This window comes from Vibrio sp. D431a (assembly GCF_030248655.1).
Classification (GTDB): domain Bacteria; phylum Pseudomonadota; class Gammaproteobacteria; order Enterobacterales; family Vibrionaceae; genus Vibrio; species Vibrio alginolyticus.
On the sequence record NZ_JAHGAP010000013.1, the window covers coordinates 370835 to 396303 of the forward strand.

The 25469-nt window shown below is 44.8% G+C and carries 20 protein-coding genes and 1 other annotated feature; of the genes, 14 read left to right on the forward strand and 6 right to left on the reverse strand.

Features of this window, described 5'->3' with window-relative positions:
• Positions 1 to 281: 281 nt before the first annotated feature.
• Positions 282 to 1751, reverse strand: coding sequence for a glutamate synthase subunit beta (locus KJB35_RS12215; RefSeq protein WP_138938955.1), 1470 nt, complete (start codon positions 1749 to 1751; stop codon positions 282 to 284).
• Entirely contained in the window at positions 1751 to 6301 is a 4551-nt protein-coding gene (gene gltB, locus KJB35_RS12220; protein ID WP_213908101.1) for a glutamate synthase large subunit, read from the reverse strand. Before gltB ends, KJB35_RS12215 begins: the two co-directional genes overlap by 1 nt.
• A gap of 551 nt (positions 6302 to 6852) precedes the next feature.
• Here gltB and KJB35_RS12225 point away from each other — a divergent pair.
• The 4 genes from KJB35_RS12225 to KJB35_RS12240 all read left to right on the forward strand — a co-directional run bounded on the left by KJB35_RS12225 (position 6853) and on the right by KJB35_RS12240 (position 12636).
• Positions 6853 to 7812: a TIGR01212 family radical SAM protein gene (locus KJB35_RS12225; RefSeq protein ID WP_005384584.1), complete on the forward strand. Its 960-nt coding sequence runs from the start codon at positions 6853 to 6855 to the stop codon at positions 7810 to 7812.
• 35 nt (positions 7813 to 7847) lie between these two features.
• A complete protein-coding gene (locus KJB35_RS12230) occupies positions 7848 to 9593 on the forward strand; it encodes a GGDEF domain-containing protein (RefSeq protein ID WP_005381828.1) in 1746 nt (581 codons plus the stop codon).
• Between the two features lie 237 nt (positions 9594 to 9830).
• The gene (gene arcB / locus KJB35_RS12235) at positions 9831 to 12185 is read left to right on the forward strand and encodes an aerobic respiration two-component sensor histidine kinase ArcB (RefSeq protein ID WP_005381826.1); all 2355 of its coding nucleotides are present in this window, start codon (positions 9831 to 9833) and stop codon (positions 12183 to 12185) included.
• 1 nt (position 12186) lies between these two features.
• Positions 12187 to 12636, forward strand: a complete 450-nt coding sequence (locus tag KJB35_RS12240; protein ID WP_005381825.1) for a hypothetical protein — start codon at positions 12187 to 12189, stop codon at positions 12634 to 12636.
• An 85-nt stretch (positions 12637 to 12721) separates the two neighbouring features.
• On the opposite strand, the gene arcA is transcribed toward KJB35_RS12240, so the two are convergent.
• Complete coding sequence (gene arcA, locus KJB35_RS12245; RefSeq protein ID WP_005381824.1) at positions 12722 to 13438, reverse strand: two-component system response regulator ArcA; 717 nt, start codon at positions 13436 to 13438, stop codon at positions 12722 to 12724.
• A 361-nt stretch (positions 13439 to 13799) separates the two neighbouring features.
• Here arcA and KJB35_RS12250 point away from each other — a divergent pair, with 361 nt between their 5' ends.
• Complete coding sequence (locus KJB35_RS12250) at positions 13800 to 14207, forward strand: DUF3293 domain-containing protein (RefSeq protein ID WP_005381823.1); 408 nt, start codon at positions 13800 to 13802, stop codon at positions 14205 to 14207.
• Between the two features lie 64 nt (positions 14208 to 14271).
• Entirely contained in the window at positions 14272 to 14754 is a 483-nt protein-coding gene (locus tag KJB35_RS12255) for a putative 4-hydroxy-4-methyl-2-oxoglutarate aldolase (protein ID WP_005381822.1), read from the forward strand.
• Here KJB35_RS12255 and KJB35_RS12260 read toward each other — a convergent pair.
• Positions 14751 to 15221 carry a hypothetical protein gene (locus tag KJB35_RS12260; RefSeq protein WP_005381821.1) on the reverse strand — a complete coding sequence of 157 codons (471 nt, stop codon included), beginning with the start codon at positions 15219 to 15221 and terminating at the stop codon, positions 14751 to 14753. The two genes, KJB35_RS12255 and KJB35_RS12260, sit on opposite strands and share 4 nt — an antisense overlap.
• Before the next feature lie 423 nt (positions 15222 to 15644).
• Between KJB35_RS12260 and thrL the strand changes: the two genes are divergently transcribed.
• The 5 genes from thrL to KJB35_RS12285 all read left to right on the forward strand — a co-directional run bounded on the left by thrL (position 15645) and on the right by KJB35_RS12285 (position 21343).
• Positions 15645 to 15722 (forward strand): thr operon leader peptide, encoded by a 78-nt coding sequence (gene thrL / locus KJB35_RS12265; protein WP_074192076.1) that lies wholly within the window; start codon positions 15645 to 15647, stop codon positions 15720 to 15722.
• Positions 15658 to 15777, forward strand: a sequence feature (Thr leader region). It overlaps the preceding gene by 65 nt.
• A gap of 53 nt (positions 15778 to 15830) precedes the next feature.
• Positions 15831 to 18290: a bifunctional aspartate kinase/homoserine dehydrogenase I gene (gene thrA / locus KJB35_RS12270; RefSeq protein WP_065274188.1), complete on the forward strand. Its 2460-nt coding sequence runs from the start codon at positions 15831 to 15833 to the stop codon at positions 18288 to 18290.
• A 20-nt stretch (positions 18291 to 18310) separates the two neighbouring features.
• Positions 18311 to 19267 (forward strand): homoserine kinase, encoded by a 957-nt coding sequence (gene thrB, locus KJB35_RS12275; protein WP_017635074.1) that lies wholly within the window; start codon positions 18311 to 18313, stop codon positions 19265 to 19267.
• Positions 19264 to 20544, forward strand: coding sequence for a threonine synthase (gene thrC / locus KJB35_RS12280; RefSeq protein WP_033906104.1), 1281 nt, complete (start codon positions 19264 to 19266; stop codon positions 20542 to 20544). Before thrB ends, thrC begins: the two co-directional genes overlap by 4 nt.
• Positions 20545 to 20683: 139 nt before the next feature.
• Positions 20684 to 21343 (forward strand): NADPH-dependent FMN reductase, encoded by a 660-nt coding sequence (locus KJB35_RS12285; RefSeq protein WP_213908100.1) that lies wholly within the window; start codon positions 20684 to 20686, stop codon positions 21341 to 21343.
• Positions 21344 to 21453: 110 nt separating this feature from the next.
• Here the strand turns inward: KJB35_RS12285 and grcA are convergent, their stop codons facing one another.
• Positions 21454 to 21831: an autonomous glycyl radical cofactor GrcA gene (grcA, locus tag KJB35_RS12290; protein WP_005381814.1), complete on the reverse strand. Its 378-nt coding sequence runs from the start codon at positions 21829 to 21831 to the stop codon at positions 21454 to 21456.
• Positions 21832 to 22157: 326 nt separating this feature from the next.
• Between grcA and nfo the strand changes: the two genes are divergently transcribed.
• The 3 genes from nfo to KJB35_RS12305 all read left to right on the forward strand — a co-directional run bounded on the left by nfo (position 22158) and on the right by KJB35_RS12305 (position 24677).
• Positions 22158 to 23042: a deoxyribonuclease IV gene (gene nfo, locus KJB35_RS12295; RefSeq protein WP_213908099.1), complete on the forward strand. Its 885-nt coding sequence runs from the start codon at positions 22158 to 22160 to the stop codon at positions 23040 to 23042.
• Positions 23043 to 23331: 289 nt separating this feature from the next.
• Positions 23332 to 24012 carry a uracil-DNA glycosylase gene (gene ung, locus KJB35_RS12300; RefSeq protein WP_005382846.1) on the forward strand — a complete coding sequence of 227 codons (681 nt, stop codon included), beginning with the start codon at positions 23332 to 23334 and terminating at the stop codon, positions 24010 to 24012.
• A 113-nt stretch (positions 24013 to 24125) separates the two neighbouring features.
• On the forward strand, positions 24126 to 24677 hold the full coding sequence (locus tag KJB35_RS12305) for a hemerythrin domain-containing protein (RefSeq protein ID WP_005381807.1): 552 nt from the start codon (positions 24126 to 24128) through the stop codon (positions 24675 to 24677).
• A gap of 235 nt (positions 24678 to 24912) precedes the next feature.
• Here KJB35_RS12305 and KJB35_RS12310 read toward each other — a convergent pair whose 3' ends face one another.
• Positions 24913 to 25098, reverse strand: a complete 186-nt coding sequence (locus tag KJB35_RS12310) for a DUF3545 family protein (RefSeq protein WP_005381805.1) — start codon at positions 25096 to 25098, stop codon at positions 24913 to 24915.
• Positions 25099 to 25469: the final 371 nt, after the last annotated feature.

Sequence of the window (25469 nt, forward strand, 5' to 3'; positions counted from 1 at the left end):
AAGCTATAGCTTATTGTAAAAAAGGTCAAGTTATTAGTGGATCATCACGTGAATATACGATTTACCATTTAATAAGCTAAAATAGTTTAATAATTTCAAATAGATAGAAAATTGATTGTTACAAAAAAGTAACATTTGATTCTGTGGGAGATAAAAAAGACCAGCATAAAATGCTGGTCAAAATAGAAAGATTGGAAGGAATTGTTTTCTTTCTTCACCGATAGCCATCGATATTGCTGATGGCTATTAGGCAATTGAAAGAGAGAAGCATGACTGCTTCGTTAAGCAGAAAGCATCAGTGAATCTGCTTTTGCTTCTAGGTTTGTGCCACCCATTAGGTAATCATCGATAGCACGGGCACATTCGCGGCCTTCATTGATACAACGAACCACCAAAGATTGGCCTGTTCGCATATCACCAGCAGCAAATACGCCTTCTTGGTTAGTAGCAAAATCTTGAGTTGCTACGTTACCGCGATCGTCTAGTGCGATATCCAGTTGAGCAAGTACGCCTGTTGGTTCAGGGTGTAGGAAGCCCATCGCTAGAAATGCCATATCACATGGAATCACACGCTCGCTGCCTTCTACTTCTTTGAAGCTTGGGCGCTCGCCTGGTTTTGCATCTTGCCAAACGATATCAGCAAGACGAAGGCCTGTGACTTCACCTTTGTCATTTCCGATGAACTCTTTGGTCAGGATGTTCCAGTGACGATCGACACCTTCTTCATGAGAGGTCGAAGTACGTAGGATCATTGGGTATTGAGGCCAAGGCATATTGGCTGGGCGCTTCTCTGGTGGAATCGGCATGATTTCCACTTGAGTTACGCTTGCTGCGCCGTGACGGTTTGACGTACCTACACAGTCTGAACCGGTATCGCCACCACCAATGACAACCACATGTTTACCTTTTGCGTGAATCTCTTCCGTTTTCAGGTCCATGTTATTGGCGCGACGGTTGTTTTGACCTAGGAATTCCATCGCGAAGTGAACGCCTTTGAGCTCACGACCCGGAACGGGCAAATCACGTGGAACCGTTGAGCCACCGGTTAGTAGAACCACATCGAACTCTTGACGCAATTGTTGAGCATTTACATCAACACCGACGTGTTGGTTTACTTTAAACTCAATGCCAGCTTCTGCCATTAGATTGATCTTGCGATCAATGACTTCCATGCTCAGTTTAAAGTCTGGGATACCAAAACGTAGTAGACCGCCCACTTTCTCGTCTCGCTCGAATACCGTCACAGTATGACCTGCGCTGTTTAGCTGCTCAGCAGCTGCAAGGCCAGCAGGACCTGAACCAATGATCGCAACGGTTTTGCCAGTGCGAGAGCGTGGTGTTTTTGGTTTGGCGTACCCTTCACGATACGCCGTTTCTACGATGGTTTTTTCGATATTACAGATAGTGATTGGGTCTTGGTTGATACCAAGAACACAAGCACTTTCACATGGAGCAGGGCAAACACGACCAGTAAACTCTGGGAAGTTGTTCGTCGAGCTTAGGATGTTCCAAGCTTCTTCCCAGCTATCACGATAAACCGCGTCGTTAAATTCTGGGATGATGTTACCGATAGGGCAGCCGTTATGACAAAACGGCACGCCACAATCCATACAACGAGAAGCTTGAGTATTGATCTTGTCACCAAACTCCTCGTTCAGAACGAACTCTTTGTTGTTCTTGATGCGTTCAGCTGGGTCAATCTTCTGTGGTAGTTCACGACCATGCTCTAAAAATCCAGTAGGCTTACCCATTATACGGCCTCCACTTGAGTTTCGTTTCCTTGAGACAGTGCTTCAGCTTTGCGTTTTTGAAGAACCGCTTTATAGTCACGCGGCATTACCTTAGCCATAGAGGCTAGGCTAGCTTCAAAATTGTCTAGGAAAGACTGAGCGACTTCACTTCCTGTGAATTGAACATGCTTAGTTAGCATGTCGAGTAATAGATCTCTGTCTTCTTGCTCGATTGGATCTAGGTCTACTAGCTCTGGGTTCAGTTTCGACTCAAAGTCACCTGATTTATCCCATACGTATGCCACGCCGCCACTCATACCTGCGGCAAAGTTACGACCTGTTGAACCTAGGATAATTGCTGCACCGCCCGTCATGTATTCACAACCGTGGTCACCGACGCCTTCTACTACTACTTTCGCGCCTGAGTTACGAACACAGAAACGTTCACCAGCCATACCGCGAATGAAAGACTCACCCGAAGTTGCACCGTAGAAACACACGTTACCAACCACGATGTTGTCTTCCGCGACAATACTTGATTTTGCATCTGGGTAAAGTACTAAGGTACCGCCAGATAAGCCTTTACCCCAGTAGTCGTTCGCGTCGCCTTCCACTTCGAACTTCACGCCCTTAGCTAGGAATGCACCGAATGACTGACCCGCAGAACCTTTGAACTTCACGTTCATTGGCTGAGGTAGACCCGCATCTTTGTACACTTTCGAGATTTCGTTCGACAACATGGTACCTGCAGAGCGGTCCGTGTTGACGATAGGGAACTCGGCATTCACCGCTTCGCCTTTCTCGAGTGCAGGAATCGCTGCTTGAATCAGCTTACGGTCTAGTACTTCTTCTAGGTTGTGGTTCTGCTGAGCTTGGTTGAATACACCATCAGCTTCACGTGGTTGCTCAACGTGAAGAACAGGAGACAGATCTAGGTTCTTGTATTTCCAGTGAGAAACGTCTTGGCGAATCTTCAGTTTCTGACCTTGACCGACCATCTCATCGATAGTGCGGAAGCCAAGTTCAGCCATGATTTCACGCAGACCTTGTGCCATGTATTGGAAGAAGGTTACGACGTCTTCTACGCGACCATCAAAGCGCTCACGAAGCGTCTTGTTTTGAGTCGCGATACCAACAGGACAGGTGTTCTTATGACACTTACGCATCATGATACAACCTTCAACCACCAATGCTGCGGTTGCCACACCCCATTCTTCTGCACCAAGTAGTGTTGCCACTGCAAGGTCACGAGGTGTCTTCATCTGACCATCCGCTTGAACCACGATACGGTTACGTAGACCGTTCTTCAGTAGCGTTTGGTGCGTTTCTGCCAAGCCAAGTTCCCAAGGAAGACCTGTATGACGGATTGAAGACATTGGGGATGCACCTGTACCGCCGTCGAAACCTGCGATAAGTACAACGTCCGCTTTCGCTTTCGCTACACCAGAAGCGATCGTACCTACGCCTGCCTCTGATACCAGCTTCACGTTCACACGACCCGCGCGGTTCGCGTTCTTCAAGTCGTAGATAAGCTGAGCCAAATCTTCGATTGAGTAGATATCGTGGTGTGGCGGTGGCGAGATAAGACCGACGCCCGGAGTTGAGTGACGTGTTGCACCGATCCAGTCATCTACTTTATCACCTGGTAGCTGACCACCTTCACCTGGCTTCGCACCTTGAGCCATTTTGATTTGCAGCTCTTCAGCGTTAGTTAGGTAGTAAGAGGTTACGCCGAAACGACCTGAAGCCACCTGCTTGATCGCAGAGCGTTCCCAATCGCCGTTCTCTTTGCGCTCGAAACGCGTTGGGTCTTCACCACCTTCACCAGAGTTCGATTTCGCGCCAAGGCGGTTCATTGCAACAGCCAGTGTGGAGTGTGCTTCGTAAGAAATGGAACCGAATGACATAGCACCGGTCGCGAAGCGTTTCACGATGCTTTCAATTGGTTCGACGTCGTCGATAGAGATAGAACCTGCTGGGTTCTTAATGAACTCAAGTTGGCTGCGTAGGGTTACCGCGTTATCGCCTTGCTTATCTACTGCTGTCGCGTATTGCTTGAACTGATCGTAGTTCTTGTTGCGCGTAGACTCTTGCAGTAGAGAAATGGTTTCTGGGTTGAAGAGGTGCTTCTCGCCACGCTGTTTCCATTGGTAAACACCGCCTACATCCAGCATTTGAATTGGGATTTCGCGTTGTGGGTAACCGATGCGGTGACGGATAAGTACTTCTTTGGCGATATCATCAAGGGTTAGACCTTGGATACGAGAAACCGTACCTGTGAAGTACTTGTCGACCACTGATTTGTGGATACCCAACGCTTCGAAGATTTGCGCACCGTGGTATGACTGTAGCGTCGAGATACCCATCTTCGAGAAGATCTTCAGAAGACCGCCATTGATCGCTTTACGGTAGTTGTTGAACAGATCACGAGGGTTCGCTTCTGGATCCAACTTCTTCGTACGTTGAAGTTCAATGATGGTTTCAATCACTAGGTAAGGGTTAACCGCATTCGCACCGTAACCAAGTAGCGTTGCAAAGTGGTGCGTTTCACGCGCGTCACCAGTTTCAACCACGATGTCACACTTCGCACGTAGACCTTTACGGATCAAGTGGTGGTGCACTGCGCCAACTGCCAGCATTGCTGGGATCGCCGCGTGGTTTGAATTCACTGCGCGGTCAGTGAGTAGGATGATTGAGTAACCATCGATAACCGCGTCTTCTGCGTATTGGCAGATACGTTTTAATGCACGCTCAAGTTTGCCTTGATCTTCACTAGCTTGGAATACGATATCCAACGTTTTCGCTTGTAGGTGCTCGTTATCGATCGCACGTAGTTTTTCAAGCTCTGAGTTCGCCAGAACCGGCGATTCTAATTCGACTTTCTGACAGTGAAGTGGTGTTTCAGTCAGAAGGTTTTGGTCTTTACCCAAGTAAGTGTTCAGCGACATAACCATACGCTCACGGATCGGGTCGATCGGTGGGTTGGTTACCTGTGCGAACAGCTGCTTGAAGTAGTTAGAAAGATGTTGAGACTGATGAGATAGAACCGCAAGAGGCCAGTCGGCACCCATTGCTGATAATGGCTCTTTCGCGTCATTCGCCATTGGAACGATGATTTCGTTCACTTCTTCAGTGCTTACGCCAAACGCTTGTTGGCGGTGTAGAAGGTGTTCTGGCTTAGGTTGGCTGAACTGGTTGCTCGCATCTGGCAGCTTCTTCAAGCTCAGTAGGTTTTCTTCTACCCATTTCTCGTAAGGCTGTGCCGTTGCGATGGTGTCTTTCACTTCTTCATCGGAGATGATGCGACCTTGCTCTAGGTCTGCAACGAAGATACGACCCGGTTGTAGACGACCACGGAACTCTACGTTCTCTGGTTCAATATCCACAACACCAGATTCAGATGCCATCACTAGGAAGTTATCTTTGGTCACTGTGTAGCGAGAAGGGCGCAAACCGTTACGGTCTAGTGTCGCACCAACTTGAACACCATCAGTAAAACATACTGAAGCAGGACCATCCCATGGTTCCATGATGTTCGCGTGGTACTGATAGAACGCGCGACGTTTAGGATCCATGTTTTTGTTTTCTTGCCATGCTTCCGGGATCATCATCATCAATGCGTGTGGCAGGCTGCGACCAGAAAGAACTAGGAGCTCAAGTGCCATGTCAAAGTTAGATGAATCCGAGCTGCCTTCCTGACAGATTGGAAGAAGCATGTCGATTTCAGCTTGAGTGAACAGGTCTGATTCTAGAATTGCTTCACGGGCTTTCATCCAGTTCAAGTTACCGCGAACTGTATTGATTTCACCGTTGTGGGCAATGTAACGGAAAGGCTGTGCAAGACGCCATTTCGGGAAGGTGTTGGTAGAGAAACGAGAGTGTACCAGTGCCAGTGCAGTCACCATGGTCGGGTTTTGTAGATCAAGGAAGTACTGAGGTACTTGCTCGGTCGTTAACTGACCTTTGTACACCAATGTCTTGTAAGACATGGAGTTAATGTAGAAGTCGTCACCAATGTTCGAAACGCTTTCTAGGCAAACACGTACAGTGTAGTTACGAAGTACGTACAGTTTGCGCTCTAGCTCTTCAGGTGTGATGCCCGGGCCACCAGAGATAAACACATGCTCAAACTGAGGCTCTGTGCTTAGTGGGTCTGCACCGATCATTGAGTTATCGGTTGGCAATACGCGGTAGCCGATAACTTCAAGATCTAGACGTTGTGCGTTACGTTCTAGAATGTCACGGCATTGCTCGCGTTTGTATTCGTCTTTCGGGAAAAGAACGACACCAACACCATACTTTTCAAACGAAGGCAGTTTAATGCCTAGCTTAACGGCTTCTTCTAATAGGAATTCATGAGGTTTTTGTAGCAAGATACCCGCACCATCACCGCTGCATGGGTCACAACCTTGACCACCACGGTGTTCCATGCGAGCCAGCATATCCAATGCTTGAGTCACTACTTCATGAGATTTACGGTTTTTAAGGTGAGCAACAAAACCGATACCACAAGCGTCATGCTCCAGTTCCGGAGTGTACAGACCCTGTGGATTTTGCTCTCTATCTACCATAGATACATCCTTCCAGTTCAATGTCGACGCAAAAGTACCGGGCAGCAAATACTACCTAGACTATTGATTACGTCTTGTCCTTTATATTTATTATCGCCACCGATCTAGGTTGACCGGTCTTGATTCCTTTCCGTATCTCGCAGGAAAAGTTTTGCGAGAAAAACAATCCTTGGTGGTATCCCTTTATTTATTATCACTATCTAGTGATTTATATAGGTAGGAGTGGGATAACACCGACAAATCCCGCAGTGTGCTTTGTAATAAAAGTCACAAAAATAACGGGGTTGTGTAAGTATCCTACAATTTTGTCACTTCAGAATGCAATGAAAAACTCGGCGTTGTGACCCAATTTTTTCGTTTAATTATGCATTTTTAGTTTAACATTTACGCAACATGAACGATTTTTGTCTTTAATTATGCAAGTTTATTGATTTTGACCCGCATGATGGGTGTTTGAATTGATTAATATTGTGTGTTTTTTCTTGCAGGGATGTAATTTATTTACACAGATCGTAGTGAGATTGATTACGATTTATTGTTGGTGAGAATTTATGCAGTTACATGAGTTGGTCAATACAATCGGCCAAGATCTTCAGCGTCGATACGGTGAAAAGGTTCATAAGTTAACATTGCACGGTGGATTTAGTTGCCCTAACCGCGATGGCACGATTGGGCGGGGAGGATGTACATTTTGCAATGTGGCTTCGTTTGCAGATGAAGAAGTCCAGATAAAAAGCATTCACGAACAGTTAAAAGATCGCGCAGGTGAAATTCACAGAGCGAAGAAATATCTCGCTTATTTTCAGGCCTACACCAGTACCTATGCCGAGGTACAAGTTCTCAAAAACATGTATGAGGAAGCACTAAAGGCTGCAGACATGGTTGGTCTTTGTGTGGGGACGCGTCCTGATTGCGTCCCTGATGCGGTATTGGATTTACTGTCGGGCTATGTACAGCAAGGTTATGAAATTTGGCTAGAACTAGGTCTTCAAACCGCCAACAATGACACCCTAAAACGTATCAATCGTGGTCATGACTTTGAGTGTTATGCCGAAATCACTAAGCGTGCGCGAACACTTGGAATCAAGGTTTGTACTCACTTAATTGTGGGTTTACCCAAAGAAACCCGCGCCGAAAATATTGAAACGCTGCAAAAAGTGTTGACCGTGGGAACGGATGGCATCAAGTTACATGGCTTGCATATTGTCGAAGGTAGCACCATGGCGAAAGCTTGGCGTGCTGGAAAGCTAGAAGCCCCTGAATTAGAAGAATATGTTGCGATCGCCAGTGAAATGATTCGTATGACACCACCAGATGTGATTTATCATCGCGTTTCATCAGCAGCTAGGAGGCCCACGTTATTATCGCCTCTGTGGTGTGAAAACCGTTGGCTAGCGATGACGGAAATTGGTCGAGATCTCAGTGCTCATGGTGCTCAAGGGAGCCTTACGGGGAATGCCTTTATCTATACTAAACCGGAATTAATAGCAGATCGCTCAATAAATAACTGATATATTTTAACCAGTGTTCTTTGAAGGTTTAAACGATGGATCAGTTACTCAATTGGCTTTGGGGTGGTCAAGGCGGTTATGGCTATGTCGTCTTGTTATTAATCGCAGGCGTGTGCGCGTTAGCACTGATCTATTTGCACTTTCAGACGTCACTTAAGCAACTAGTAACGGATTCTCCCTATCCAGTCATAGTGGTGGACACTAGCCATGCTCAGCTCTTGCTATCTAACCAGGCTGCGATGCAGTTATTAGGCATTCGCTCTTTGGGAACGGGGTATTTGTATCCTGCTTTATTCGATATTCATGAGCTTGAGCAGTTTCTCGATCGCTTCTCTAGTCGTCATTTTCGTCAGCAGGCTTTTGACTGGCGACTATCTGATAGTGAATCTATTAAAGTGGAGCTGTCAGGCAGAAAGAGTTTATTGCGCAATCATCGAGTTTGGATTCTTTATGCTCAGCCATATCAAGCCACTCACCAAGAGCAGCAACAAGAACTTGCCCAATTAATCATCGCACGTTCGGCATTAGACTCACTTTCAGAGCTGATTTGTACCCAAGACCGCCAAGGCAATCTATTAACGACCAATCGAGCATTTGATCAATTCTGGCAAGGGCGAAGGGAAGAAGCTTGCGCATCCAAGGCCTTGGGTGAGATGACTAGAAAAAGCGAACGTAAATGGACAACGGATCCACAAGGTCGAAGTTGCTTATTGGAAGTCAATCAAAACTCTCTTGTTTCGCCGAGTGGTGAGCTTATCGGTACGCTGTCTATTAGTCATGACGTGACTGAATGGCACAAGATGCAACAGAATCTGCGAGATGAAATGGAGCGTCGCAAAGATACAGAGGTGGCGCTAGCGCAAAGAGATACTATCTTACAAACGATTCTGGATGCCAGTCCGGACTCTATTGGTATTTTCAATGAGAACATGGTCTATCAAGCGTGTAATCAGCCTTTTGTTAAGGCGTTAGGCATTTCAAAAATTTCTGATTTGATAGGTAAGCGCCTCCAAGACGTGATTCCTAAAGAGATGTACGCGCGCTTAGCAGACAGTGACTTAGAAGCATTACGCCAGTTAGAGCCAGTTCGATACATAGATAAAGTCGTGAGTAGTGATGGTAAAAGTACGTGGTTTGATGTGGTGAAATCGCCTTTTAAAGATAAAGCATCAGGAACGAATGGTGTGCTGATCATGGCGCGTGATATTTCTGAGCGTTATCTTGCAGAACAAAAGTTGGAAAAAGCCAACCTAGAGTTAGAAAAATTGAGCTTTATGGATAGCTTAACTCAAGTATCGAACCGACGCCGTTTCGACGAACAACTGCAGGTATTGTGGTACCACCACGCTCGAGAAAAGCTGCCGCTCACCATCATGTTATGTGACATCGACTTTTTCAAAGATTACAACGACTGTTACGGTCACCAACAAGGTGATGAAGCGTTAGTCAGTGTCGCTACCGTGTTTACACAAGTCATCAATCGTTCTTCGGATTGTGTTGCGCGTTATGGTGGCGAGGAGTTTGGTTTTATATTGCCGAATACCACCACGGAAGGTGCGCGCAACGTAGCGCAGCGTATTCATGAGAAAATTCTACAGCTTGATATGGAACACGACAGTTCAGAAGCATCTGAACGCCTTACCGTCAGTATCGGTCTGGTCTCTTACATTCCTCAGCATGGTGATGAACCCGAAATGGGCATCGCTATGGCTGACAGTGCGTTATATCAAGCTAAAGCTGATGGACGTAATCGCACCTGTATTCACCCCAGTTCTTGCTAACGCTTTGTGACCGCTTGCTCTAAGTTGATAGCTGATTGTTTAAATCACCGTATTAAACACGTTAAAATTACAGAAGCCTGTGTGCTCGTTGGTTTATCTTTCTATCTCGTGTCACAAGCGCAGATCGCACCGTGTGTTTTTCACTAATCAAACAGACCTAAATTGCGTTAGGTCAAGTGCATTTACCTGTTTTTCATCATCGAATGGCGCAATCTAGCCACCACCATGGAGTAGTTAATGAAACCCATGAAAAACCTCGCCCAGTATTATGTCGACTTGCTAGTCAAACTGGGGATTGTTCGCTTCTCTATTTTGCTAGCCCTTGCGCTGGTGGCATTAGCTGTTGTGGTGCAGGTAGGGATTACTTTAGCTCTCAAAGGGCGAGTAGATGATATCGACATTGTCCGTTCGGTGTTTTTTGGTCTATTGATCACCCCTTGGGCGGTTTACTTCCTCTCTGTGGTTGTCGATCAACTAGAAGAGTCTCGCCAGCGTTTAACTAAGCTGGTGTCCAAACTGAAGGACATGCGTTCGCGAGATCAAGAGTTGAATTACCAACTTCAACAAAACATTGAAAAGCTTAACCAAGAAATTGAAGAGCGTATTAAAGCGGAAGAAGCACGTGAAGAGGCGATGCAAGACCTCGAAAACGAGGTGTTCCAACGCGAACGTACTCAATTAGAGCTGGCAGAACGTACCGCATTACTGCGTTCATTTATTGATGCCTCACCAGACTTAATTTACTACCGCAATGCGGATGGTGTTTTCTCTGGCTGTAACCGCGCGATGGAAGAGCTAACGGGCAAGAAAGAGCACCAGTTAGTCGGATTAAGCCCTTGGGATGTGTATAGCAAAGAAATCGCCGAGCATATCGTTGATACTGACCAAAAGGTTTTTGCCGATAATCAAGCAATTACTTACGAGCAATGGCTCGAATACCCAGATGGTCGCAAGCATTACTTTGAGCTGCGTAAAGTGCCATTTTACAGCAAAGATGGCCGCCACCTTGGTCTCGTTGGGTTCGGTCGTGATATCACTGAACGTAAGCGCCATGAAGAGTCGTTAGAGAAAGCAAGCCGCGACAAAACTACCTTCATCTCAACCATCAGTCATGAGCTGCGAACGCCGCTGAATGGCATTGTAGGCTTAAGTCGTATGCTTCTAGATAGTCCGTTGACAGAAGAGCAGCGTAAACACATGCAGACCATCAATGTGAGTGCGATTACTCTAGGTAACATCTTCAACGATATTATCGATATGGATAAATTTGATCGCCGTAAGTTAGAACTATTACCTGCGCCACTTAACTTCGAAGACTTCGTCGCAGAGATTGAGAGTATCTCAGCTCTGATGGCGGAACAAAAAGGGTTACGCTTTGACTTAGAACGTTTAAGCGACTTGCCAAAAGCAATTGAAGTGGATGCAACCCGTCTACGTCAGGTGATTTGGAACTTGGTCAGCAACGCAATGAAGTTCACCAAGGAAGGTGGCGTTGTGATGACAGTGAGCGCGGATGTCGAAGACGATTTTGCGACCATTATTATGGAAGTGGAAGACACAGGTATTGGTATCCCAGACGAAGAGCTAGATAAGATCTTTGCGATGTACTACCAAGTGAAATCAGGCAAGGACAACCTGCATGCGGTCGGTACAGGTATTGGTTTGGCGGTATCTAAGCAACTGATCAATATGATGGATGGTGACATTACGGTTACCAGTGAGGAAGGCTTTGGTAGCACTTTTACTGTATCGATCCACGTTCCGATTGTTGAACTAGCTGAGCCAGTCATTGATGCGAAACGCGACAATGTGCGCCTCAACATATTTATGGTCGAAGACATCGAGCTTAACGTAACTGTGGCTAAATCGTTACTAGAGAGCCTAGGGCACTCTGTCACCGTGGCAATGACGGGCCAAGAAGCGTTAGTGAACTTTGTGCCAGAAAAATACGACTTAGCGTTGTTGGATATCCAACTGCCTGATATGACGGGCTTTGATGTCGCCAATTATTACCGCAAGCATTATAACAATCTTCCTCCATTGGTCGCCTTAACTGCTAATGTAATGAAAGATCGTCGTGAATACTTAGATAACGGCATGGATGATGCGATCAGTAAGCCGCTGGCAGTGAATGCTATTCAGTCAGTGATTGATAAATTCTTCGCTCACCAGTTAGAACAACCTAAGGAAGTGGTGAGCGGTCCCGAAACAGTGGAAGAGCCAGTGCCTTCTCCTGTGATTGAGACACATTTGCTCGATATGGATATGTTAGAGTCTTACGTCGACATTGTTGGTGCAAAACCTGTCTACGACAGCATAAAAATGTTTGAAGATATGATGCCAGACTATATCGATGTCTTAGATTCGAACATGACAGCGAAAGATCAAGATGGGATTGTTTCTGAAGCGCATAAAATCAAAGGTGCTGCAGGTTCAATTGGCCTGAAACGTATCCAAAGTGTGGCGCAAAAAGCGCAATCGCCCGATATGCCAGCATGGTGGGAAAACATTTCAGACTGGGTTGAAGAGATCAAAAATGAATACCAAAACGATATTCAAGTCCTCAAAAGTTGGTTGGAACAAAGGAAATAACATGAAAAGAATCGCACCATTGGCATTAGCCATGGCATTGATGGCAGGCTGTAGTTCCGTTCCAAATGTGAATTGGCAACAAAACAGTCAGATTACGATTAATGAGGTTAATGTTGAGCTCAAAAGTAATTTATGGGTGAACCTCATGCCGAATATTGGGGACGTGGAAGAGCAAAGTATTCAAGGTGCACTTTACCTCGAAGGAGATCAGTTACTTCCTGCAAATCTAACGGCAGAAGCTCTTATTATTAAACAGGGGCAAAAAGAGTGGTTGGTGGACAGTGCGTCTTTAGATACTCGAACGCACAGTGAAAGCCGATGGGAGGTGGCGTTCTCGTCTCACATTGATGTGAACACAGAAAAATCGGTTGATATTGCAGTGCTTCTAGACGATGCGGGTAAACAGCGTTGGTTAGTCGAAAAGTACGTGAAGATTAACAAGGTTTATTAACCGCAATGATGTTGCATTAGTCGTTAGACCTAAAACAAAAAGGGCTTGCTCAATGAGCAAGCCCTTTGCATATTAGCGGTTAAATCTAGTCTTCTAGATCGCCACAGAAGCGGTAACCTTCGCCGTGGATAGTGGCGATGATTTCTGGCGTACCTGAAACAGACTCAAAGTGCTTACGGATACGACGAATCGTTACGTCTACAGTACGGTCGTGTGGCTTAAGTTCACGACCAGTCATCTTCTTAAGAAGATCTGCACGAGTTTGAATCTTACCCGGGTTCTCACAGAAGTGCAGTAATGCGCGGAACTCAGAGCGAGGTAGCTTGTAGCTATCACCAGCAGGGCTTACTAGAGAGCGGCTGTTGATGTCTAGTACCCAACCGTTGAATTCATACTTTTCTACCGAGCGCTTCTCTTCTTGCACCGCGTTAGAGCTCATTGAGCGACTAAGTAGGTTACGTGCACGAATAGTTAGTTCACGTGGGTTGAATGGTTTAGTGATGTAGTCATCTGCACCAATCTCAAGACCTAGGATCTTGTCTACTTCATTGTCACGGCCTGTCAGGAACATTAAAGCAATGTTCGCTTGCTCGCGTAATTCACGCGCTAGTAGAAGGCCATTCTTGCCTGGAAGATTAATGTCCATAATAACCAAGTTGACTGAGTTATCAGACAACACTTGGTGCATCTCTTCACCGTCACTGGCTTCAAAAACAGCGTATCCCTCTGCTTCAAAAATACTCTTAAGAGTGTTACGAGTTACTTGCTCATCTTCAACGATAAGAATCTGCGGGGTTTGCATTGGCGGTACCTAAATTTGTGACAAAATTGTGCTAATAGAATAAATTCTAGGCAAAAATATAACATACAGGTAATGTGATTTTGATAATAAATCAAGTTGATCAAAAAAACACTTCTTTCAGTTATCCGCCCTCCATGGAATTTTGCCAACTCACCAGTATCCAATGGCGACGTTTATTCTAAAGGGCTTGTTTACCTTTCATTTCCTGCTTTCAGTGGGGCCTGAAACGTAAACACCCTAAGATATTGAGCGGATTTTATATTGTTAACAGCATGCTAACAATGCTCAAATGTTAATTCCATTCAGTTTGTTGATTTATATCAATTGATGAAATGTAACTGTTATTAATCGTTTAAGACTTATGATAGAAAAAAGTAATAAGAACATAGACGCATCGTTATGGAATGCTTATTCAGAATCTTTTTTCAGATTCGAAGCCGAGTGGCGTGTTTCAAACTATGCTGTGATAACCGCTTGGAACCCATACAGTAACTTGAGGTCCAAAGAAGAGAACAGCATAAACAATCACGCGTTAGAAAAACAGCTACAGCACGTTAATTACGCGCCTGTCACGGTAGGTGATAGCGCTTTTACATGGTATGAGGAAAGCTTTGCCGTCGAGTTGTCGCCAGAGGTAGCCGTTGAATTGGCGAGTGACTTTCAACAAAACGCGATTTATTACGTCATTAATGACCAACTTTATCTTATTGCGTGCTCGCAGCCGAAAGTTTTTCATACGTTAGGCTCCATTAAACCTCGGCTCGTATAGAAGGTATAGAAAAGGATACTGCTCACTGAAGCACCGCTTGGGTGAGAAAATTCACGGAGGAAATATGAGAGACATTACACCCGATATTTGTGACCAATTTGAAGACCAAGTGAGCTTGCTTACTTTACCATTGCAGAACTTTGGTCAACGTAGCGCTTTTTACGGTGAAATCGTTACGGTGCGCTGCTATCACGATAACTCGAAAGTGCGTGAAGTACTGGGCGAAGATGGAACGGGTAAAGTATTGATTGTTGACGGACATGGATCGTGTCAGAGAGCATTACTCGGCGATCAATTAGCGATACTCGGAATAGAAAATGGGTGGGAAGGTATCATTGTCTATGGTGCAATACGCGACGTAGCACAAATATCTCAAATGGACATTGGCGTTCAAGCTCTTGGAACTAACCCGTTTAAAACAGAGAAACGCGGGATAGGAGAGGTAAACGTAACCTTAACGATGCAAAACCAAATCGTTCAACCTAAGCACTACGTTTACGCGGACTGGAACGGTGTGTTGATTTCTAAGCAAAAGCTGGACTTCTAAAAACGAAAGCCTAAACCAACCTCAAAGCCTTGTTGCCAATCTTGGTAATCAAGAGTCGCGTGAAGATCCAGTTTATCGGTAATTTTTACGCGACTTGATACTTCAGCCGCGAGGCTACTGTCGTCTTGGCGAATACCTTCCGCTGTTTCGTTCTTGTAAGAGCGAACTGTACTTTTCAGCGTGACACGATCATTAAAGTGATAGCTGATCCCACTCAAAAAACCACTTTGATTTTTGGTAGGAGAGTTATTGACTCGCGCACCGACATAAACGTCTACCGAATCAAAAAGTTCGTAAGCGTAACCCGTATCGATATTCCAAACATCAAAACTGTCAGACTGATAACTGTCGCTGGAAATGAATAGTTTATGAGGAGAAGGGGATGTTTTACCTGGAAGCGGCGGAAGCTCGTTTGCTAGACAAACACCAGGCACAAAAAACAGCAACAGAAAAAGCCCTCTTTTCATGTTCACCACTCCTTGTGTCAACTTTTTTATTAGTATGCGCCCAAAGCTTCTCACTATTAAAGCATAGAATATGAAAGCTAGCTCACCTATTTTCTAAATAATTCGATCCTATGAACATAAGTCACAGTTAAGTTGTTGTTATGTGTCACAACCCTCTCGAATTATTTGATCGTACGTTTTATGGCAAAGATCAGACTAGTTATTAGATAAAAAACCGAACTGGTGATGATGGTTAAGTCCTTTACAAAAACTAACTGTAGATTTTTAAATGATCAATAATGTGTAATTAACTATAAATATCAATGACATTGCTTAGCAGAATTCTCTGAAAGATGGAAAAACAAACAATTTTTTGTTGACTATGTATCAGAAACTCGGTAAACGTAGAGTTAAGCAAACACAATTAACGTTGAATATTTATTTATGCCATCTAACAGCCTAGTAGTAATGACCACGACCATTATTATTACCGACACGACACATGTTGGGGCAGGCTGCTGAGCGAAAGAAATTCACAAAAAAGGCCTGTATCCAACAAGATACAGGCCTTTTTTTATGCTTTTTTATCCAGAATTTAGACAAATTTAAGAAGATATACCGGAGGAAGGGATGCGAGTATTGAAGTTTGGCGGATCATCACTAGCTGATGCAGATCGCTTTTTGAGAGCGGCAGACATTATTGCCAATAACGCTCAACAAGAAGAAGTAGCGGTTGTTCTTTCCGCTCCTGGTAAAACAACAAACAAATTGGTTGCGGTCATTGAAGGCGCATTGCGCAATGGTGAAGCAGAACTACAAATCAAAGAGTTGGAGGAGTCGTTTAAAACGCTCTTCACTCAAATCCAAGCAGTACTACCCAATATCGATGGTTCAGCTTTCGATAACCAAGTGAAAACTTCTCTCTCTCAATTACGCCAATTCGTTCATGGCATCAATCTTCTTGGCATGTGCCCAAACAATGTTAATGCACGTATTATTAGCAAAGGCGAACGCGTTTCGATTCAATTGATGAAAGCGGTGCTAGAAGCCAAAGGCCAGCCAGCACATCTTATCGACCCAGTTGAATACCTATACGCAAAAGGTGATCACCTTGAAGCCATGGTTGATGTAGATGTTTCAACGCAAAACTTCCGCCAAAACCCTCTTCCTCTGGGCCATGTGAATATCATGCCTGGCTTTACCGCAGGTAACGAGAAAGGTGAATTGGTAACACTTGGTCGCAATGGCTCTGATTATTCGGCGGCGGTTCTTGCGGCGTGTCTGCGCGCAGATTGTTGTGAGATCTGGACTGACGTAGATGGTGTATACAACTGCGACCCTCGTTTAGTGGAAGATGCTCGCTTACTTAAATCTCTTAGCTACCAAGAAGCAATGGAGCTTTCTTACTTCGGTGCTTCCGTTTTGCATCCGAAGACCATTGCTCCTATCGCGCAGTTCCACATCCCATGTCTGATCAAAAACAGCTTTAACCCACAAGGTGCAGGAACTCTGATTGGGCAAGACACTGGTGAAGACAATCTGGCGATCAAAGGTATCACGACGCTAAACGACCTAACCATGGTTAACGTCTCCGGCCCAGGTATGAAGGGTATGGTTGGCATGGCAAGCCGCGTATTTGGCGCAATGTCTTCCGCTGGTGTGTCTATTGTTCTTATTACTCAGTCTTCTTCTGAGTACAGCATTAGCTTCTGTATTGAGGCAGAAGATAAAGCAAAAGCGCAACAAGTACTGGCCGATGCGTTTGAGTTGGAACTGAAAGATAGCTTATTAGAGCCGGTCGAGTTTATTGATAATGTTTCAATCATAACGTTGGTTGGTGACGGCATGCGTACATCGCGCGGTGTTGCATCTCGCTTCTTCTCATCTCTTGCTGAAGTGAACGTAAACATTGTAGCCATCGCACAGGGCTCATCTGAGCGTGCTATCTCAGCCGTGATTCCTGAAGATAAAATCTCTGAAGCGATCAAAGCGTGTCACGAGAACCTATTCAACTCTAAGCACTTCTTAGACGTATTCGTGGTTGGTATTGGCGGCGTTGGTGGTGAGCTGGTGGATCAGATCGAGCGTCAACAGGCGAAGCTTGCGGAAAAAGGCATCGTTATTCGCGTGTGTGGCTTGGCAAACAGCAAAGGTCTTCTGCTTGATAGTGAAGGTCTGCCACTCGATCATTGGCGTGATCGTATGTCGGCAGCGACAGAAGAGTTCAGCCTAGCGCGTTTGATTTCTTTGGTTCAACGTAACCACATCATCAACCCAGTATTGGTTGACTGTACATCAAGTGAAGATATCGCGAATCAATACGCTGATTTCTTAGCTGCTGGTTTCCATGTCGTTACACCAAATAAAAAAGCAAACACAGCAAGCATGGCTTACTACCATCAGCTTCGCGATGTTGCGCGCAGCTCTCGTCGCAAGCTGATGTACGAAACAACTGTGGGGGCGGGTCTACCGGTAATCGAAAACCTGCAAAACCTAATCTCAGCGGGTGATGAGCTAGAGCGCTTTAGCGGTATTCTTTCTGGCTCTCTGTCATACATCTTCGGTAAGTTAGATGAAGGTATGAGCCTAAGTGAAGCAACTAATATCGCAAAAGAAAATGGTTTTACTGAACCGGATCCTCGTGATGATCTTTCTGGTATGGATGTCGCGCGTAAGCTTCTGATCCTAGCTCGTGAAGCAGGCATGTCTCTAGAACTAGAAGACGTTGTGGTTGATCAAGCACTGCCACCAGGTTTTGATGATTCTGGTAGCGTTGATGAATTTATGGCGCGTTTACCTGAAGCAGACGCCTACTTTAAAGAATTATCTGCAAAGGCAGCGGAAGAGGGCAAAGTACTGCGCTACGTTGGTGAAATTAATGAGGGCAAGTGCACAGTAAGCATCGCAGCGGTGGATGAAAACGATCCAATGTATAAAATCAAGGACGGTGAAAACGCACTGGCATTTTACAGCCGTTACTATCAGCCAATCCCACTAGTGTTACGTGGCTATGGTGCAGGCACCGAAGTAACGGCTGCGGGTGTATTTTCTGACGTGATGCGTACTTTAGGTTGGAAACTAGGGGTATAACAATAATGAGTTCAAGTGATATGGATGTAGTGGTTTATGCCCCAGCATCAATTGGTAATGTAAGCGTTGGCTTTGATGTGCTGGGGGCTGCCGTGTCTCCAGTGGATGGCACACTATTGGGTGACCGTGTATTGGTGAAATCTGGGGCTGATCCGTTCAGCCTTAAAACGGCGGGTGATTTTGTTGAGAAATTGCCAACTGAACCAAAAGAGAACATCGTCTACGACTGTTGGCTCGTGTTTGCTCGTGAGTTAGACAAAAAAGGCGTTGAGCTAAAACCACTTGAGATGACGCTAGAAAAGAACATGCCAATTGGCTCTGGTTTAGGCTCAAGTGCATGTTCTATCGTCGCTGCATTAGATGCATTGAACCGATTCCATGGACAGCCACTTAACGAGACAGAATTATTGGCGCTGATGGGAGAGATGGAAGGCAAGATCTCTGGTGGTATTCACTACGACAACGTTGCGCCATGTTACCTTGGTGGTGTGCAACTGATGCTTGAAGAGTTGGGTATCATCAGTCAAGAAGTGCCTTGCTTTGATGATTGGTACTGGGTGATGGCGTATCCGGGTATCAAGGTATCAACGGCGGAAGCGCGTGAGATCCTACCATCTCAATACCGCCGACAAGATATCATCGCTCATGGTCGCCACCTTGCGGGCTTTATTCATGCGTGTCATTCTGGTCAGCCAGAACTTGCTGCAAAAATGATCAAAGACGTGATCGCAGAACCGTATCGTGAGAAACTGCTTCCAGGTTTTGCGAATGCACGTCAATACGCAGCGTCTGCGGGTGCATTGGCAACCGGTATTTCTGGCAGTGGTCCGACACTGTTCAGTATTTGCAAAGAGAAAGATGTCGCTGAGCGAGTTGCTCGCTGGTTAGAACAAAACTACGTACAAAACGAAGAAGGATTCGTCCACGTTTGTCGTCTAGATAAGCAGGGTTCGAAAGTAACAGGAAGTGAGCTATGAAGCTTTACAATATAAAAGAAAATGATGAACAAGTTTCCTTTGGCCAAGCCGTTCGCCAAGGGTTAGGTCGCAATCAAGGCCTATTTTTCCCATCGGAATTACCAAAATTTGAAGATATCGATGCGCTGCTTGCAGAAGACTTTGTCTCTCGTAGCACTAAGATTCTATCGGCGTTAATTGGAGATGAACTTGCAGAAGAGCAGGTGAATGCTCTTGTTGATGCTGCATTCCAATTCCCTGCGCCAATTAATCAGGTCAAAGACGGTGTTTACGCTCTGGAACTGTTCCATGGTCCAACGCTTGCATTTAAAGATTTTGGTGGTCGCTTTATGGCGCAATCTCTTGCAGCCGTTTCGGACGGTGGCAAGATCACCATTCTGACTGCAACTTCTGGCGATACTGGCGCAGCCGTTGCGCATGCTTTCTACGGTATGGAAGACATCAACGTTGTGATTCTTTATCCAAAAGGCAAGATCAGCCCACTGCAAGAGAAGCTATTCTGTACGCTTGGTAAAAACATTCACACTGTCGCGATCGATGGAGACTTCGATGCGTGTCAGGCACTGGTTAAGCAAGCTTTTGATGATTCTGCACTGCGTGAAGAGATCGGTCTGAACTCTGCAAACTCAATCAACATCAGCCGTTTGATGGCGCAAATCTGTTACTACTTTGAAGCAGCTGCGCAAATGAGCAAACAAGAGCGTGAAAACCTTGTTGTGTCTGTACCAAGTGGTAACTTTGGTAACCTAACTGCTGGTCTATTGGCAAAAGCGTTGGGCTTGCCTATCAAACGCTTTATCGCTGCAACTAATGCCAATGACACGGTTCCTCGCTACCTAGAAACAGGTAAGTGGGAGCCAAAACCAACAGTCGCAACAACATCGAACGCGATGGACGTGAGCCAACCAAACAATTGGCCTCGTATTGAAGAGCTGTGCCGCGTGAAAGAGTGGGGCTTGGAGACGTTAGGTAAAGGCGCAGTATCTGATGAGCAAAGCGCACAGTCAGTGAAAGATTTACATGCTCTAGGCTACCTATGCGAACCGCATGGTGCGATTGCTTACCGAGTGCTTGAAGAACAATTGCAAGACGGTGAAACCGGTCTGTTCCTATGTACTGCTCACCCTGCGAAGTTCAAAGAAGTGGTGGATGATATTCTAGAATCCGATATCGACCTTCCTGCGCCACTAGCGAAGCACGCTGCGATGGAGCTGCTATCGGAAGAGCTCGACGCAGACTTTGACGCATTGAAACAAGTACTGCGCCGCGTGCAGTAAGCTTCAAAGTATAGTAAGTATCAAAAACAGAAATAACGAGAGGTGAATGAGTAATCATTCACCTTTTTTATTGTCGGTAAGTTGTGACTCTCTTTATGATTGAGAAACGAACTTAACTAAATGAGATAGAAAGAGAAGCATGCATTTTTTGATTTTTCTTGGCTCAGTGAGAAACAGCACGCCACCACGACCAGCCCGTTTAGGAATGCGAGTCAGTAAAGCGTGTGAAAAACTCATCGCGAGTCAACATTCGCAACATATGGTCGAAATCATCGACCCTTTGAATTACGACTTTGGCGATGTGTTTAAGCCCGAGTTTGCTTATCACCGCTCTAAAGTTCCGCAGCACCTAAGTGAGCTGGCAGACAAAATCAAACATGCGGATGGGTATGTGATGGTTAGCCCGGAATATAACCATTCGATGAGTCCTGCTTTGGCGAACATGCTTAACCATTTCGGCAGTTCGCTGTTTTCTTACAAGCCGAGTGCTATCGTGACCTATTCTGCCGGACAATGGGGTGGTGTTAGAGCTGCCGTTTCTATGCGTACCTTCTTATCTGAACTTGGATGTTTACCTGTCTCTGCGATGATCCACATTCCGAAAGCGCAAGAAGTCTTTGATGAACAGGGCGTTGCTGCGGATGAGTCGGAGCAGACGCAGTGGGACAACTATATGAATCGCACGATGCATCAATTGATTTGGTGGGCAGAAGGGGCGTCACTGCAAAGAGATAGGCGTGATCCAACCTCTTTAGCGCAAGCGTTTCAGAAAGATCCTTCGCAAAGAAATGCACCTTAGAGGCGAGTTGCTTTCCATTATAGAAAGGGTTTAGAAGGATTCTGAAACAAAAAAGCTTGGTCATTGCTGACCAAGCTTTTTAAATTCTAGCGAGCTAGTTTACTGAGAGATTATAGAGTCTCAGTAAAAGTACGAGCGATTACATCACGTTGTTGCTCTGGAGTTAGCGAGTTAAAACGTACTGCGTAACCAGAAACACGAATAGTTAGTTGTGGGTATTTCTCTGGGTGTGCAACTGCATCTTCTAGTGTTTCGCGTTTAAGCACGTTCACGTTTAGGTGTTGGCCGCCTTCGATACGAGGAGCAGTTTCGATTGCAACTTCACGGCTTTCGTATTCACCTAGGTCGCTGATTGCGATAACTTGGTCTGCTTCGTAGCCAGCAGTTGCAGCAACACAACGAGCTTCATTTTTTTCGCTATCTAATAGCCAGATAGAGTTTAGTAGGTCGTCGTTTGCCGCTTTTGTAATTTGGATACCTTGGATCATCACTATCTCCTAGACCACTTACGTGGTGATTATTGGTGTTAATTTTCGAATTTTCGTTGAGCTGAGTATTATATAGCTAATATCCACTATTTTAATATTGATTTAAGTCAAAAAACAACCAAAAACATTATTTTTATTAAGGTAATTTTGTTGAGTTAAATCAATAAAACCTTTGAAAACAAACTAATTACAATTTATTTGATAATATAAAAAATATTTAATAACTAGTTTTGTTGTAAATTTACTACAAATTGAGATTAAAGTTTAAACTGGTTAACGCAACTATCTGTATTTAGGTAGCAATACTGAAAGTCTAAAGTGATTAAATGACAAACATGAAAAACAAGCTTGGGAATAAACTCATTGGTGCACATGTCTCTGCTGCTGGTGGGGTCGATCAAGCTCCGTTGAGAGCTCGTGAAATTGGCGCGAATGCCTTCGCACTATTTACAAAAAACCAACGCCAGTGGGTGGCGAAGCCTTTAGAAGCAAAAACCATCAGTGCGTTTAAAGCGAACTGTAAAATGCTGGGTTTCGGAGCAGAGCATATTCTTCCCCATGATTCTTATCTGATTAACTTGGGTGCGCCGGAAGAAGAAAAGCTGAATAAATCCCGCGCGGCATTTATTGATGAAATGGAGCGTTGTAATCAGTTGGGGCTGACTTTGCTTAACTTCCATCCGGGCAGTCACCTAAAGAAAGTCTCTGAACAGGAGTGTCTCGCGACGATCGCCGAGTCGATCAATCTTGCGCATAAAGCGGTGCCGAATGTGATCGCTGTTATCGAGAATACGGCAGGTCAAGGCACTAACTTAGGCTGGAAGTTTGAGCACCTTGCTGAAATCATCGAGCAAGTGGAAGATAAAGATCGTGTCGGCGTTTGTATTGATACCTGCCATACCTTTACGGCTGGTTATGACTTACGTACAAAAGAAGATTGCGAGCGCACCTTTGCAGAGTTCGACCGTATCGTAGGTATGCACTATTTAAGAGCAATGCATCTAAATGATTCAAAAGTAGAGTTTGCCAGCAAAGTAGATCGCCACCATTCTCTTGGTAAAGGAGAGATCGGGTGGGATTGCTTTGAGTACATCGCGAAAGACCCTCGTTTTGATAGTATCCCTCTGATTTTAGAAACAATTGATCCAGATATTTGGCAGCAAGAGATCAACACGTTGCGTCAATTCCATTTAGCGGCCATTGACAGTTAATGGCGTAACCACAAAGTTGGCACCTTTCTTTCTTAGTCATTGAACATCAATCTCTGAATTAGCAAAGAAGGATGCCAACATGTCTCGACCATTCTCTTTTACTCCTTATACTTACACTCGTCGTGTGCTTCGCTTACCGATGCCTAATCGTCACATTACCGGACAGGGGCACTTTCGAACGCCACAGAAGCATTAGTCTTTTATTACTTGTCTCAAGTTCGTGGTAAGTTTTTGTTTGTTTGAGTTTCGCTCGTTAGAATAGAAGCAAAATTTAGGACAGGAACTTTCCATGAATCAGTCACCCACTTGGCACGATGTGATCGGCGAAGAGAAAAAGCAGAGCTACTTTGTAGACACCTTGAATTTTGTTGAAGCCGAACGCGCCGCAGGCAAAGCTATTTTTCCTCCCGCAAAAGATGTCTTTAACGCGTTTCGTTTTACCGAGTTCAAAGACGTTAAGGTCGTGATTCTAGGACAAGACCCATACCACGGCCCAAATCAGGCGCATGGCCTGTGTTTCTCTGTACTTCCTGGCATTAAAACGCCACCGTCACTGGTTAATATGTATAAAGAGCTGGCGCAAGATATTGAAGGTTTCCAAATCCCTCAGCATGGTTTTTTGCAAAGCTGGGCTGAGCAAGGCGTATTGTTACTCAATACGGTATTAACGGTGGAGCAAGGTAAAGCGCATTCACATTCAAAGACAGGTTGGGAAACGTTTACTGATCGAGTTATTGAAGCCATTAATCAGCATCAAGAAGGTGTAGTGTTCTTGCTGTGGGGGTCACACGCGCAGAAGAAAGGGCGCTTTATCGATCGCAATAAACACCATGTCTTGGCAGCACCGCATCCATCGCCGTTATCGGCACATCGAGGCTTTTTCGGTTGTAAGCATTTCTCTCAAGCAAACCAGTTGCTTACATCACAAGAAAAAGCACCAATTAACTGGCATTTGCCATTAACGGTATAAATGAAGAGACAGCGATCATGGATGCTATGATCGCTGTTTTTTTGAGCACGCTCGAGGCTGATAGTAAATTTCTCATGTACACTTACTAAAAGTAGGTGTTAAGGAGAGACGCTATGATGATCGAAAGAATTCGACGCGAACATGGTTATATGGTTCGTCTGTTGGCGATACTGCGCCATAAGCTCAATGAGATAAAAAAAGAACGTGTAATCAACTATGCGTTAGTAAGCGAGATTGTTGATTACCTCTCTAATCATTCGGAGAAAGTACACCACCCGAAAGAAGATATCCTCTATCACCACTTTCTTGAACACTATGGTAAGCAACAAACCATGGAAAATTTAGAGAAAGAGCATCTAGAGTTAGCGAGTAAAACCAGAGAGTTTTCATCCGTGATAGAGATGATCCTTCAGGATGCTGTTGTGCCACAAGACATGTTTGTCGCTCACCTAGAAGATTTCATCGAATCGCAAAGGCACCACTTGGAGCTAGAAGAGCGAAAAATTTTGCCTCTCATTGAAGAGTTATTTACCACAGAAGATTGGCAGCATGTCGAGAGCTTATGGAGCGTCAGTGAGGATGATCCTGTGTTTGGTGACACGATTGCTGATCGTTATAAACAGTTGGCCGAACGTGTTCGTCAAAGTGATACTGAGTATGTTTAAGCCTGAATGATGAAACCTGAGCGAGCGAAAGTCGTATCTCGGGTTTGTGAGATATATTTCTTATTTATTGGGAATCAACCGAAAATTTCGTGTGCATATTTTTCGGCAAAAAGTACGGAAGATTCTCATTGAGTAATAATGGTATTCATACTTAAACCTTGGTACTAAACTCACGGTGTTTACGGTCACTGTAAACAAAAAACAAAAGGCACCTGTAAGGTGCCTTTTGTTTGAATTAGAGTTTAATGTCTTCCAAGTTATAATCGGTACAGACATCAAGTTCGCGCAGCTCTTTAAGCAAATTGCGTCTGTCGTTCATCTCTTCTATTTCACGCCACTTTCGCTTTACTGGTTTGGCACGAGATTTGGTTGTTGAGGTAGTATCCAGATTAAAAATGTCATCTAGTTGAAAGCCTTCCATAAGCCACCTTTACCTTTCTTAAGCTAAACTGTTGTAACCAGTCCTTGTGGAGTTTTTTAAGTACCACAATAGCCGTGAGAATAACCATGATATATTTCGCATTTGTGTCGGTAGCATGACATTTTCGTGCAAAAATATTCTCAAAATCACACTTTTTATTGCAACGATGTGGATAAAAAATGCACAAACGATCTCAAGAAAACGATTAAATAGAGAGATTTTCTATGTTAATTCGATTTGATGAATGGGGGCTCTGCGCAAAGGTTAAAGTTGCATAAAATCAGTTTGATGAAATAGTGTTCGATTAGATGGTAAGCCACTAGCGTAAATTTGTGTAACACCTTGTGAATACTAGCTTGTTCTTGTTTATA

Excerpts from the sequence above, each read along its gene's own strand:
- thrC (WP_033906104.1), top strand. The coding sequence starts at position 19,264 with ATGAAGCTTTACAATATAAAAGAAAATGATGAACAAGTTTCCTTTGGC.
- grcA (WP_005381814.1), bottom strand. The coding sequence starts at position 21,831 with ATGATCCAAGGTATCCAAATTACAAAAGCGGCAAACGACGACCTACTA.
- thrA (WP_065274188.1), top strand. The coding sequence starts at position 15,831 with ATGCGAGTATTGAAGTTTGGCGGATCATCACTAGCTGATGCAGATCGC.
- KJB35_RS12215 (WP_138938955.1), bottom strand. The coding sequence starts at position 1,751 with ATGGGTAAGCCTACTGGATTTTTAGAGCATGGTCGTGAACTACCACAG.
- arcB (WP_005381826.1), top strand. The coding sequence starts at position 9,831 with ATGAAACCCATGAAAAACCTCGCCCAGTATTATGTCGACTTGCTAGTC.
- gltB (WP_213908101.1), bottom strand. The coding sequence starts at position 6,301 with ATGGTAGATAGAGAGCAAAATCCACAGGGTCTGTACACTCCGGAACTG.
- nfo (WP_213908099.1), top strand. The coding sequence starts at position 22,158 with ATGACAAACATGAAAAACAAGCTTGGGAATAAACTCATTGGTGCACAT.
- thrL (WP_074192076.1), top strand. The coding sequence starts at position 15,645 with ATGCCATCTAACAGCCTAGTAGTAATGACCACGACCATTATTATTACC.
- KJB35_RS12285 (WP_213908100.1), top strand. The coding sequence starts at position 20,684 with ATGCATTTTTTGATTTTTCTTGGCTCAGTGAGAAACAGCACGCCACCA.
- KJB35_RS12255 (WP_005381822.1), top strand. The coding sequence starts at position 14,272 with ATGAGAGACATTACACCCGATATTTGTGACCAATTTGAAGACCAAGTG.
- KJB35_RS12310 (WP_005381805.1), bottom strand. The coding sequence starts at position 25,098 with ATGGAAGGCTTTCAACTAGATGACATTTTTAATCTGGATACTACCTCA.
- thrB (WP_017635074.1), top strand. The coding sequence starts at position 18,311 with ATGGATGTAGTGGTTTATGCCCCAGCATCAATTGGTAATGTAAGCGTT.
- arcA (WP_005381824.1), bottom strand. The coding sequence starts at position 13,438 with ATGCAAACCCCGCAGATTCTTATCGTTGAAGATGAGCAAGTAACTCGT.
- KJB35_RS12260 (WP_005381821.1), bottom strand. The coding sequence starts at position 15,221 with ATGAAAAGAGGGCTTTTTCTGTTGCTGTTTTTTGTGCCTGGTGTTTGT.
- KJB35_RS12240 (WP_005381825.1), top strand. The coding sequence starts at position 12,187 with ATGAAAAGAATCGCACCATTGGCATTAGCCATGGCATTGATGGCAGGC.
- ung (WP_005382846.1), top strand. The coding sequence starts at position 23,332 with ATGAATCAGTCACCCACTTGGCACGATGTGATCGGCGAAGAGAAAAAG.
- KJB35_RS12230 (WP_005381828.1), top strand. The coding sequence starts at position 7,848 with ATGGATCAGTTACTCAATTGGCTTTGGGGTGGTCAAGGCGGTTATGGC.
- KJB35_RS12225 (WP_005384584.1), top strand. The coding sequence starts at position 6,853 with ATGCAGTTACATGAGTTGGTCAATACAATCGGCCAAGATCTTCAGCGT.
- KJB35_RS12305 (WP_005381807.1), top strand. The coding sequence starts at position 24,126 with ATGATGATCGAAAGAATTCGACGCGAACATGGTTATATGGTTCGTCTG.
- KJB35_RS12250 (WP_005381823.1), top strand. The coding sequence starts at position 13,800 with ATGATAGAAAAAAGTAATAAGAACATAGACGCATCGTTATGGAATGCT.